This window comes from Xanthomonas sp. A1809 (assembly GCF_017746015.1).
Classification (GTDB): Bacteria; Pseudomonadota; Gammaproteobacteria; order Xanthomonadales; family Xanthomonadaceae; genus Xanthomonas; species Xanthomonas euvesicatoria.
The window spans coordinates 54,098-65,248 of the sequence record NZ_JAGHWZ010000023.1 but is presented as its reverse complement, the minus strand read 5'-3'; the positions used below and the strand labels follow the sequence as shown (position 1 = coordinate 65,248).

11 protein-coding genes are annotated in these 11,151 nt (G+C 67.4%); 4 read left to right on the top strand and 7 right to left on the bottom strand.

The window, feature by feature from the left end; all coding sequences use genetic code 11:
* Positions 1–10 precede the first annotated feature (10 nt).
* Positions 11–1,483 carry a mannitol dehydrogenase family protein gene (locus tag J7396_RS21295; protein ID WP_209262070.1) on the top strand — a complete coding sequence of 491 codons (1,473 nt, stop codon included), beginning with the start codon at positions 11–13 and terminating at the stop codon, positions 1,481–1,483.
* Positions 1,484–1,564: 81 nt separating this feature from the next.
* Here J7396_RS21295 and J7396_RS21290 read toward each other — a convergent pair whose 3' ends face one another.
* Together J7396_RS21290 and J7396_RS21285 are read right to left on the bottom strand one after the other, a co-directional pair.
* On the bottom strand, positions 1,565–1,954 hold the full coding sequence (locus tag J7396_RS21290; RefSeq protein WP_011349093.1) for a VOC family protein: 390 nt from the start codon (positions 1,952–1,954) through the stop codon (positions 1,565–1,567).
* A gap of 108 nt (positions 1,955–2,062) precedes the next feature.
* Positions 2,063–2,473, bottom strand: coding sequence for a hypothetical protein (locus J7396_RS21285; protein WP_008577812.1), 411 nt, complete (start codon positions 2,471–2,473; stop codon positions 2,063–2,065).
* Between the two features lie 239 nt (positions 2,474–2,712).
* Here J7396_RS21285 and J7396_RS21280 point away from each other — a divergent pair, with 239 nt between their 5' ends.
* From J7396_RS21280 to J7396_RS21270, 3 genes are all read left to right on the top strand, one after another.
* Positions 2,713–2,871, top strand: a complete 159-nt coding sequence (locus J7396_RS21280; RefSeq protein ID WP_011349095.1) for a DUF2256 domain-containing protein — start codon at positions 2,713–2,715, stop codon at positions 2,869–2,871.
* A gap of 224 nt (positions 2,872–3,095) precedes the next feature.
* Positions 3,096–3,629 carry a hypothetical protein gene (locus tag J7396_RS21275; protein WP_209262078.1) on the top strand — a complete coding sequence of 178 codons (534 nt, stop codon included), beginning with the start codon at positions 3,096–3,098 and terminating at the stop codon, positions 3,627–3,629.
* A gap of 552 nt (positions 3,630–4,181) precedes the next feature.
* Positions 4,182–5,204, top strand: coding sequence for a ring canal kelch (locus J7396_RS21270; RefSeq protein ID WP_008577993.1), 1,023 nt, complete (start codon positions 4,182–4,184; stop codon positions 5,202–5,204).
* 132 nt (positions 5,205–5,336) lie between these two features.
* Here the strand turns inward: J7396_RS21270 and J7396_RS21265 are convergent, their stop codons facing one another.
* The 5 genes from J7396_RS21265 to J7396_RS21245 form a co-directional block, all read right to left on the bottom strand.
* Entirely contained in the window at positions 5,337–6,083 is a 747-nt protein-coding gene (locus J7396_RS21265; protein WP_029820776.1) for a TetR/AcrR family transcriptional regulator, read from the bottom strand.
* A gap of 211 nt (positions 6,084–6,294) precedes the next feature.
* Positions 6,295–7,731, bottom strand: coding sequence for an aldehyde dehydrogenase family protein (locus tag J7396_RS21260; protein WP_209262069.1), 1,437 nt, complete (start codon positions 7,729–7,731; stop codon positions 6,295–6,297).
* A 102-nt stretch (positions 7,732–7,833) separates the two neighbouring features.
* Positions 7,834–8,973, bottom strand: coding sequence for an MFS transporter (locus J7396_RS21255; RefSeq protein WP_033478785.1), 1,140 nt, complete (start codon positions 8,971–8,973; stop codon positions 7,834–7,836).
* A gap of 78 nt (positions 8,974–9,051) precedes the next feature.
* Positions 9,052–9,693 carry a hypothetical protein gene (locus J7396_RS21250; RefSeq protein WP_014091484.1) on the bottom strand — a complete coding sequence of 214 codons (642 nt, stop codon included), beginning with the start codon at positions 9,691–9,693 and terminating at the stop codon, positions 9,052–9,054.
* 4 nt (positions 9,694–9,697) lie between these two features.
* Positions 9,698–11,146: an aminotransferase class III-fold pyridoxal phosphate-dependent enzyme gene (locus tag J7396_RS21245; RefSeq protein ID WP_209262068.1), complete on the bottom strand. Its 1,449-nt coding sequence runs from the start codon at positions 11,144–11,146 to the stop codon at positions 9,698–9,700.
* Positions 11,147–11,151: the final 5 nt, after the last annotated feature.

The following is an 11,151-nucleotide window of genomic DNA, read 5'->3' as shown; positions in this document are numbered from 1 at the left end:
AGGCGACACGATGCAAGCACCACGTCTTTCGCGCGACACCCTGGCCACATTGCCGCCGGTGGTTTCAAGGCCCAGCTATGACCCGGCAAGCCCCACCATCGGCATCGTGCATCTGGGCGCAGGTGCCTTCCACCGTGCTCACCAGGCCGTCTATATCGACGACCTGCTTGCCGAAGACCCCAGCTGGGCCATCAGCGCCGTCTCGCTGCATCGCCCGCACGTGCGCGATGCCTTGCGCCCACAGCATGGTCTGTACACCCTCGCCCTGCTCGACGAACACCCGCACCTGCGTGTCATCGGTGCCATCCGCGAAGTACTGTGCGCCGCAGACGAACACGCCGCCGTGCTCGCGCGCCTTGCCGACCCGGCAGTACGCCTGGTCACGCTGACCATCACCGAGAAAGGCTACTGCCTGGCCGGCGACACGCTCGACCTCTCGCATCCGGACATCGCCCACGACATCGCCCATCCCGCGAGTCCACGCAGTGCCATCGGCTACCTCGTCGCCGGCCTGCAGCAGCGCAGGCACAACGGCACCGCGCCATTCACTGCGTTGAGCTGCGACAACCTCACCGACAACGGCACGCTGCTGCAGCGCGCGGTCGTGCGGCTTGCAGAACAGACCGACCCCGCGCTTGCGCAATGGATCACGCAGCACGCAGCGTTCCCGCGCTCGATGGTCGACAGCATCACGCCCGCCACCGATGACGCGCTGCGCACGCGCGTACACGATCAGCTTGGCGTGGACGATGCCTGGCCGATCCAGCGCGAGCGCTACAGCCAGTGGGTGATCGAAGACCGCTTCAGCAATGGTCGCCCCGCATTCGAGCACGCCGGCGTCACCCTGAGCGAAGACATCGCCGGCTACGCGCGCGCCAAGCTGCGCCTGCTCAACGCGCCGCACTCGGCGCTGGCCTATCTCGGCAGCCTGCTGAACCTGGAAACCGTGGCCGAGGCCATGCGTCACCGCGAACTTGCCGCGTACCTGGAAACGTTGATGCGCGCGGAGATCGCACCCACCCTGCAGGCCATGCAGGGCTTTGATGCGCAACGCTACAGCAGCGCCATCCTTGCCCGTTTTCGCAATCCCGCCATTGGGCACCTGCTCGCCCAGATCGCCTGGGACGGCTCGCAGAAACTCCCGGTGCGCCTGCTCGGCACGATCGGCGACGCACTCGCTACCGGCCGACCGATCCAGCGCCTATGCCTGGCCGTTGCGGCGTGGCTGCATTTCGTCCGCAGGCAGGCGCACAACGGCGTTCCGCTGACCGACCCGTTGAACGATGTCCTCAGCGCGCTTGGCCGCAACGCGACTGGCGATGCAGGTCATGATGTCGCTGATTTTCTGACATTGGAGGCGGTGTTCGGATCGTTGCCCGCAGACGCACGTTTTCGTGCGTCCTTGCAGGCGGCCTATGCAGCGCTCGGCATGGCCACCCCTGCTGAAGTGACACACGCCCTTGGGTCGATGGGTGACGTATAAGACGGTGCACAGCACCATCTCATTGGCGAGCGGTGGAATCAGGCGGGGCGAGCAGTGCAGTCGCCTCGCCCACGCAATGCATCACCCGGACGCGATCACCTGCCCGATCCGCAGCAGATTGCCGCTCTCATCGACGATGGCGAACTCACGCATGCCCCAGGGCTTGTCGCCAACCGGGTCGAGCCGTGGAATGCCTTGCTCGGGCAAGGCGGCAAGCTTCATCGCTGCGTGGACGGCATCCACATCGCCTACCCTGATGTAACAGCCCGCATAACAGCCGGCCGGATCCAGGTCCGGATGCGCGAAGAAGTGCAGCTCCACATCGCCACGTCGCAGGATTGCGTAACCTGCATCATGCGGATGCGCATCGCCGACAAAGCCCAGCTGCCGATAGAACGCCACCGTCTGCGGAATCGAACGGCTCGGCAGGGTCGGGATGGTTTGCGTTTCTACATTGATGCTGGTGTCCATGACCAACCTCCGTGTGTCCAAGCTTCAGAAGCGCTTATGTGAGCAGCTCGATGGAAGTGACAGGCTCGCTCCCCACGCGCCTCAAAAGTCCTGGCGGCGGTTACGGTATCAAACCGTATTCGGTCGCGTGACGCCACGCGTCTCCGACAGACGCATCAGCACCACGATCACCAGGACCAGAAAGCTCAGCTCCCATACGTAGAAGGCTGCGCCTATCCGGTCGATCATCACTTCGTGTCCGGCTTCGTTTTTCAGATAGCGGGTGGCACGAAAGGTATCCATGCCGATCAGGCATGCCGACAGCAGCAGGCCCAATGCCGTCCTATCTGATTTGAAGAGGTAACAGAGCCACGCACTGAAGAACAGCAGGTTGCCTAACCAGGCGACGCATTGGCCGTCGAGCACCTGGATCCAGCCGAACAGGAGCAGGACAACGCCGCTCACGTGCTCGGCACCACCATGCAGTGCAGGAAGGCAGAGTGCGGCAACGTACAAAAGGGCCGACGCGACCAGCAACAATGTTTTCACGCACGTCCTTGTTTGAGAATGTGAGCGTGCCGCCTTGCGATGTCCGAGACGTGCCGCCAAACCGCTTCCTGCGAACTATAACAAAGCGTGCGCGCCGGTCTCCCCGCCCATGTACTGCTGTGTTCTGGGCAGCTGCCTGCATGAAGTCCGAGACGGCATTTTGCAGTGGACCTCGCTATGACATGCTTTGCACCCCCCTGCACCGACACGTGTCCCAGTCCTTCCAGCCTATGGCAACACGCAAAAAACAGGATCTACCGGAGAAGGTCTGCGTGCAATGCGGGCGGCCGTTTCGTTGGCGCAAGAAGTGGGAGCGTGTGTGGGACCAGGTGAAGTACTGCTCGGACCGATGCCGGGGCGACAGCAAGCGCCACCGCTCCACGGCTTAGTCGGCACTGCCTCGGACCGGGGGCATGCCGACAAGAGACGGGCCTGTGCCGCTGCACCTCCGAGCGCAGCACGCACAAACGCGCGTTAACGATACCGCTATTTCTTCCCTGCACGCTGTTTCGTGCCGCCGGACTTGGCCGCACGCTTGCTCGTGCTGCGCTTGCTGGCGACGGCCATGTTGTCCACCAGATTCGGATATGGGCGGCCTGCGGCTTTTGCGCGCTTGCGGGCCTGGGTCTTCTGCGATGCAGACAGTGGCTTGGAGCGCGAAGCGCTCTTTGGGCTGGACGTGCTCCAGGGCGCGGACGTCTTGCCTGCACGCTGTTTCGCAGCTGTGGAGGTGCTCTTCTTCTTGGCCGCAGTGCGCCTTGATGGCGCTTTCTTGGTCGCGCCTTTCTTCTCAGCCGCGCTGCTCCTTGCTGCAGCTTTCTTGCTTGCCTTGCTTGCCTTGCTTGCGACCTTGGACGATGCAGTCTTTCTGGCAGAGGCGCTTGCGGCCGCCGTTTTTTTCGTGGTGCGCTTATTCGGTGCGGTCTTTTTTGCGACTGTCTTTTTTGCTGACTTCTTGGTCGCCGTTTTTTTGGCTGCGGCTTGCCTGGTTGCACTCTTCTTTGCTTTAACCTTCTTTACAGCAGTCTTTTTCGAGCCATTTCCGCTGCTGGCGCCCTTGGTCGCGCTTGCCTGGTGCAGGCGCGCGTACACACGCGCTGCCCAGCGCTGGCCTGCATCGCCGCCCCAGAGCAGCCAGGCGATGTAGCCGGCCGATGGCGCCTTGGCATCCGCCCAACCCTTGCCGCTCTTGTCCACGCTGTGTCGCGCGAAGTACGCATGCATGCGTCCAATGGTCTGTGCAGACAGCGACGTTTGTGCGGAGAGATCGCGCGCACGCGCCACACCAACGGCGGTACCGCCACGGCCGTGCTGCTCGCGCAGGCGCAGTCCACGCGCCGCCGCAGCGGCGACGCTCTTGGGCGGCGTTGTCGCCGAACGGGAAGTTGTCGGGGAACGCGTCACGCAGGTCTCCTGTCATTGCGGTCGCGGTAGTGTTTGCATACGCGGTGCTGTCGGACGTGAAGAGCCGGCGTCTCCCCGGGCACTTGCAAGCAGCAAAGGCGCTGGGCTTGTTGAAGTGCGCTGCGTATCCGGCTGCAACACCGCAATGCAGATGATCGACCACTGCCATCGTCAGCGTGGTGGCAGCGCCGCACTGTTGCGGTCGCTACGCGCGTCGCGGCTCTGTCCGCTTTCTGCTATGGCGGTGCGTCGACAGGTAAGTAGACTGGTCGCTCTTTGCAACCAAGGAACACCGATGCATCGCTTGGCAACGTCGTTCTGCGCGGTGTTCCTGCTCGTGGTGACCGCAAGCATGCCTGTCAGCGGGCAGGCCAATGACCTCGAACCAGCCGGATCGACCAGCAAGCAGCAATGGCGCGCGGTGCAGGCGCAGGGCGAGCCGCACGCACGCCACGAAAACAGCATGGCCGCCATTGGCGAGCGCCTGTATTTGCTCGGCGGTCGCGGCGAACGCCCGCTGGATATCTTCGATACCCGCACCCGGCGCTGGTCGCGCGGCAGCGCACCGCCATTGGCGGTCAACCACGCCCAGGCGGCGGTCTGGGCAGGCAAGCTCTATCTGGTGGGCGGGTTTACCGGCGACTATCCCAACGAAGCGGCATTGACGCATCTGCTGATCTACGACCCGGCCACCGACCGCTGGCAGACGGGCGCGGAGATTCCTGCCGATCGCCGCCGCGGTTCGGCCGGTACCGTCGCGCACGACGGAGTGCTGTATCTGGTGGGCGGCAATACGCGTGGCCACAACAGCGGCTATGTGCCCTGGCTGGACGCCTTCGACACGCGGACCCAGCGCTGGACGCGCCTGCCCGATGCGCCGCATGCGCGCGATCACTTCCAGGCCGTGGTGCTCGACGGCAAGCTCTACGCGGGCGGCGGGCGCCGGTCTTCGCACGACACCGGCGACACGCTGTCGCAAACGATCCCGCAGCTGGATATCTACGATCTGCGGCAGGCCACCTGGTCGGTGGCCGATGCCACGCTGCCCACCCCGCGCGCGGGCGCGGCAACCGTCGCGCATCACGGCCGGGTCATGCTGTTGGGCGGCGAAAGCACGACCCAGGTCGCCGGCCACGCCGAGGTGGAGTCCTACGACCCGGCCACCGCGCGGTGGGAGACCGGTCCGGCCTTGCCGCGCGGCAGGCACGGCACGCAGGCGGCACAGGTGGGCGAGGATCTGTACATCGCCGCAGGCAGCGGCAACCGCGGCGGCGGACCGGAACTGCAGGATCTGCTCATGCTGCCCTCAGTGCCCTGAGCGTTGCATGCGGCGCGGATGTGCTTGCGGCATTCAGCGCCTGCGAGCAGCCGCATTGCACCTGCCAGATGCCTCGGTGCAGGGAAGGCGCGTCCTTCGCAGGCTCTGACGACCGCGCCCGCTGCCGGCCCATCACCCAGCGCGGTTTGAACGCCGTGCCGGTGGCGAACCTCGCCGGCGCTCCACAGCGCTGCCTTTCGGCACATCGGCCGTTGCATCGCGCAACTGCTCGACGTGGCCGGCGATCATCGTGCCGACTGTCTCGGCCACCGCACGGCTGCTCAGTCGCACATCGAACAGCAGCTCCACGGTCGCATAGATCAGGTCCACCACGATGCGGCTGACCAGACGCAGTTGGCGCGGGTCTGCATCGGGAAAGAATTCGGCGAGCATGCGCACCTGCGCCTTGGTGACCTGCGCGTGCGAGTCCAGGCGCACCTGCTGCAAGGCCGGCACCGCACGCAGCGCGCGCAGGATCCAGACACCGCCCTCGGTGGCCTTGGTCACCCGGTAGGTCTCCAGCACCAGGCCGGTCAGCGCCTGCTGCACCTGTTCGCGCGAACCGGACATCGCCTGCGGCGTGATCCACTTGGGCACCAGCGCGTTCTGCCGCTGCATCAGGCGCGTGCCGAGCTCGGACAACAAGGCATATTTGTTGGGAAAGTAGCGGTACAGCGCCGGTGGCGTCAGTCCGGCATGCGCACAGACCAGATTGGTGGACAGCCGTTCCACGCCGACATCGCCGAGCAATTGCGCGGTCACCGCCAGGATATGTTCGTAGGTCTCGGTCGCGCGATGCTGGGCCGGGAGCTTGTTGCCGGTCAGCCTGGGCGCGGGCGCCTTGAGCGGCGCGCGCGGACGGGACTTGGTCGTGGACATGGGCGGGGGATTCCTCGAACACGGAGTGATGCGTCGGCCAGACCACCGCGACTGCACCTGCGCCGTTGCGTCGCTGCTGCATTGCGCCGGCCAGGCGGCGTCCATCGTCTGCAGTAGCGCCATGCCACCGCCAAGCCATGCGCCTGCACGGCCGGTGTTTGCCAGAGCCACATCATACGCGCTGCGTCGCGGGCGATCTGTGCCGTGCGCGTCATCGGCGGGCCAGCCAGGCGGTCAATGCGGTGGCCACGCGGTGCTGCCAGCCCCGATACGGCGGAAAGAAGGCCCGCGCGGTCAGCAGGCGGCCGCCGCGCAATACCGCACGTTCGTGCGAAAACGCCTTGAATCCATGCATGCCATGCGCGCTGCCGATCCCCGACTGGCCAATGCCGCCGAACGGCAAGCCGGTGTGCATGAATTGCTGCAGGCAGTGATTGACCACCACGCTGCCGGAGCTGCTGCGCGCCAGCACGCGGGCGACCTGTGCGGCGTCGTTGCTCCACAGATACAGCGCCAACGGCTTGGCGGCGGCGTCGAGCCCGGCGAGCACGGTGTCGAGATGGTCGAAGGTCACCACCGGCAGCACCGGGCCGAAGATTTCTTCCTGCGCGATGCGCGCGTGTTCCGGAACATCGGCCAATACCGTCGGGGCGATGAAACGCTGCGCCACGTCATGCTCGCCGCCGGCCACCAGCTCGGCACCGGCAGCGCGCGCTTCATCGATCAGGGCCGCCAGGCGCGCCGCATGGCCGACATGGATCATGCGCGCCAGGTCGGGGCTGGCAGCCACCGCCGCCGCGCTGCTGCCGTAGCGCTGCGCCAGCAGTTCGCGGCACCGCTGCAGCAGCGCCGTGCGGACCTCGCGATGCACGAACAGCGTATCGGGCGCGATGCAGGTCTGCCCGGCATTGACCAGCTTGCCCCACACCAGCACCTGCGCGGCGCGTTCCAGGTTGGCGCTGCGGTCGACGATGGCCGGCGATTTGCCGCCCAGCTCCAGCATCACCGAGGCCAGCTGGGCGGCAGCGGCGGCCATGACCTGCCGCCCCACTGCCGGTGAGCCGGTGAAGAACACATGGTCGAACGGGCAGGCAAGCAAGCGCTGCGCAGTGGCCACCCCGCCCTGCACCATCGCCACTTCGGAAGGGTCGAACGCCTCGGCCAGCAGCTCGCGCAGCACCGCGTTGACCTGCGGGGTGAATTCGGACGGCTTGAGGATGGCGGTGTTGCCTGCCGCCAGCGCCGAGACCAGCGGCCCCAGCACGGTGGCAACCGGATAATTCCATGGGCCGATGATCAGGCAGCGGCCCTTGGGCTGATAGCCGATCTGCGCGTGCGTGCCCAGCGTCAGCAAGGTGGGCGACACCTTGCGCGGGCGCATCCAGCGCGGCAGCCCGGCGATGGCGGCGGCGATTTCGTCGACCACCGGCAACAGCTCGCTCAGCTCCACTTCCAGTGCCGGCTTGCCGAAGTCGCCGGCAAAGGCGGCATACAGGGCCTGCCGCCGCGCCAGCAGCGCGCTGCGCAACGCGCGCAGGCGCTCGCGCCGCTGCGCGGCGGTGGAACTGCGCCAGGCCGCGGCCACCGGCTGCTGGGCGGCGAACACTGCCGCGATGTCCTCGGCGCAGACGTCCAGGTCAGCGTGCATGACGCGCACGCCCCTGCTGCAAGCGCACACACTGCAAACGCATCCGCGACCGGCGCGCCGGACGCGCCGGCACGCTGCGGCCCATTCCGCACACGCTGTCGCTCATCGATCCCCCCTGTTCTGCTGCGCTCCGGCCGGCGCCCGGCGGCGCTGGTCGCGGCCGGCTGCCGCCGCCAGGACCGCCGCCAGCAATGCGGCGGCCAGACTGAACGCCGGTACCGGAGCCGGATCATCGTGCTGCAGCAGCAGCGAAGCGAGCAAGGGGCCGGCTGCCGATCCCAGCAACTGCACCGCCGGCACCAGCACCGCCACCCGGCCATGCGCGTCGGCACCGAACGCCAGGCCCACGTGGAAGGGCATCAGGAACATCCAGACCAGGCCGAAGCCCACGCAGGCAACCGTGAACGCGGCAGTGCCGGCCGGCGCCGCACGCGCCATGATGGCCGCCACCGCTGCCAGCACCAGGCTGCCGACCACCAGGGTGCGCGCGTGACCGAGCCGGCGCACCCACCAGATCGCCGCCAGCGCGCCGACGATCTGCATCGCCAGCACCAGCGAGGTGTGCGCCTGCACCGCCCCGGCATCCAGGCCCGCGCGCAACCCCAACGGTTCCAGGTACGCCCACAGCGCGCCGGTCGCGGCCATCTGCACGAAGGCAATCAGCAAGGGCAACAGGGTTGTCGGCGACCAGCGCACGCGGCTGGCCGGCGCGGTTGCGCTCACCGCAGACAGGGTCGCCGGCAGCAACGGTGTCAGCAGGGCCGCGCACAGCGTCACCGCGCCCAGCGCCACGAAACCGCCTTTCCAGCCGGTGGACGGCAGCACCCACAACGCCAGCAGGTTCGCCAGTGCGATCTGCGCCACCGCCTGGGTCAGCATGAACACCGCGGTGACCCGATCCGGCTTGGCCGCGCGCACGATGGTCAGGGTCGCCACCCACAGCAGCAGCCCCTCCGCCAGGCCGGCAGCTGCGCGTACCAGCACGAATGCGGTGTCGCCGACCGCCTGGGTGGTGGCCAGGTCCAGCAGTGCCGCCAACAGCGCCGCCAGCACGGCGACCTGGCGCTGCCAGCGGTGCGGCAACAGCGCATCGCCCAGCGCCACGCCCAGGCCGAGCGCGACGATCTCCCCCATTGCCACGATGCCCACGCCGGAGAGCGTGATCAGCTTCTGCTCGACCAATGTTCCCAGCAGGATCGGCTGCACGCCCAGGATGAGCAGGGCGATCGAACCGATCAACAAACCGGACGGCAATCCCTGCGAGGCGGGAACGGCCATGGCGGACAACGCGGGTGGATGACTGCTGCGCATGCGATGCCCTCAGTAGGCCGTGCTTTCGGTGGGCAGGGCGCCATTGGCGAATGCGGCGCTCGCACGTACCTGGTCCTTGCGCAGACGCCCGTTGGCGATGCGACGCACCCACCACGGCAGCTGCCGGGTGGGTCCTCCGGTGGCCGCCGCCAGCACATACGCCTTGGCGCACTTTTCGAACAACGCGATGTTCAGCGCCAGGCGACGCGCACTGGTACCCAGGCACAGCGGCCGCCGTGCCACCAGCACGGCATTGCCGATCGCCCCGGCCAGCGTGGCCGCCGCGTCGGCCGCGCGCACCGGCGGCGGCATCGGCCCCAGATGCCGCGCCTGTTCGTCGAACACCTGCGGCAACGCGCCGCCGCAGTCGGCCAGGCAGTGGCCGAACGCACCGGCCGACCACGCCACCGCCCCCACATCGCCACGCTGCGCATAGACCTGCGCATGCAGGCGCTGCGCCGCATCCAGCGCGGCATCCTCGCGCCAGTCCAGCAGCAGCGGCGTTGACGCGGTGGCGCTGCCGATCCACATCTGCGTGGCGCCCGGGCAACGCAACGACAAGGCCGCGTCATCGTCGCCGAGCAAGTGGGAGGCCTGCAGCCGGTCGCGGGTCTGCAGCCAGGTGTCGCGCAGGGCATCGGTGGCGTTCATCGGCTCAGACCAGTGCAAAGACATCGTCGAAACGGTTCAGGGCCTCGTCGATCACCGCATCGGTGTCGGCCATGCTGGTGTAGATGCGGCTACCGGCCAGGGTGATCAGGCCGTGCGCCGAATACGCCGCGCCCATCTCTTCCATCATGTGCTTGCGCGCCTTGGCTTCGTTGCGCACGCGCCAGAGTTTGTAGAGGTTGCCGGTGTCCAGCAGCAGCACGCCGGAGGTCTGCAGGTGCACGATCGAGCCCATGTTGTAGACCACGTACGGCAATCCGCGGCGCTGGATGATCGCCTCCAGACCCGCACGCAGGCGATCGCCGGCGCGACCGGCGCGGCCGGCGGCATCGTTCTGCTGCGCTTCCAGCAACGCGTAATAGCCGGCCACGCAGGACAGCGGGTTGGCCGACAGCGTGCCGCCGACGAAGGCGCGCCGCGCGGTCGTGCCGATGCCGCCCACCAGGCTCATCATGACCTCGCGGCGGCCACCGATCGCCCCAGCCATCGGATAGCCGCCGGCCAGGCACTTGCCCAGCACGGTGATGTCCGGCGCAACGCCGAAGTAGCCTTGCGCACCGCCGGGGCCCAACCGGAAACCGGTGACCACTTCGTCGAAGATCAGCAGCGCCCCGAACTCGTCGCACAGCGCGCGCACCTGGCGGTTGTAGTCCGCATGCACCGGGCGGGTTCCGCTCTCCGGCCCCAGCGGTTCCAGCAGCACCGCCGCGGTGCCGCCACGCAGGCGATTGAATTGCAGCTTGCGGCGCAACGCGTCCAGATCGTTGGGCAGGCATTCCTGGGTATGCGCGGTCGCCCCACGCGGAATGCCGATCGCTTCCATGCGGCCGGTGCCGGGCAGGCGCAGGCCGTACACCAACTGGTCGCTCCAGCCGTGATACGCACCGCCGATCTTGATGATCCAGCGCTTGCGGGTATACGCGCGCGCCAGGCGCACCGCGCCCATCACCGCCTCGGTTCCCGAACCGAGCAGGCGTACCATCTCCACCGCCGGCATGCTGGCGCAGACCAGCTCGGCCAGTTTGACCTCGTATTCGTGCAGCAGTCCGGTCACCGGTCCGCACTGGTCCAGCACCTCGTTGACGCGTGCGCGCAACGCCGGCGGGTTGGAGCCGAGCAAGGTCGGTCCGCCGGCCTGCAGGAAATCGATGTAGCGGTTGTCGTCGACGTCGGTCAGGTAGGCGCCCTCGGCGCTGCGCATCGCCAGCGAGAACGGGTAATTGAAGGCCAGGTTGTGCTGCACGCCGCCGGGAATCACCCGCTGCGCGGCGTCGCCCAACTGCTTGGAACCTTGGCAGCGCTGCTCGAAGTAGCGCATCACCTTGTCCATGCCTTCGCGCCGGACCGGCCGCATCGGCTGTTTGACCAACGCATCGAAGCGGCGATACAGCTGGTCCACATCGGGCCATTGCAAAATCGCGGAAGTCACGCTCATTGTCG

Bases quoted from the DNA above. Each gene is read 5' to 3' on its own strand.
- J7396_RS21295 (WP_209262070.1), top strand. From the start codon at position 11: ATGCAAGCACCACGTCTTTCGCGCGACACCCTGGCCACATTGCCGCCG.
- J7396_RS21290 (WP_011349093.1), bottom strand. From the start codon at position 1,954: ATGGACACCAGCATCAATGTAGAAACGCAAACCATCCCGACCCTGCCG.
- J7396_RS21280 (WP_011349095.1), top strand. From the start codon at position 2,713: ATGGCAACACGCAAAAAACAGGATCTACCGGAGAAGGTCTGCGTGCAA.
- J7396_RS21270 (WP_008577993.1), top strand. From the start codon at position 4,182: ATGCATCGCTTGGCAACGTCGTTCTGCGCGGTGTTCCTGCTCGTGGTG.
- J7396_RS21265 (WP_029820776.1), bottom strand. From the start codon at position 6,083: ATGTCCACGACCAAGTCCCGTCCGCGCGCGCCGCTCAAGGCGCCCGCG.
- J7396_RS21260 (WP_209262069.1), bottom strand. From the start codon at position 7,731: ATGCACGCTGACCTGGACGTCTGCGCCGAGGACATCGCGGCAGTGTTC.
- J7396_RS21250 (WP_014091484.1), bottom strand. From the start codon at position 9,693: ATGAACGCCACCGATGCCCTGCGCGACACCTGGCTGCAGACCCGCGAC.
- J7396_RS21245 (WP_209262068.1), bottom strand. From the start codon at position 11,146: ATGAGCGTGACTTCCGCGATTTTGCAATGGCCCGATGTGGACCAGCTG.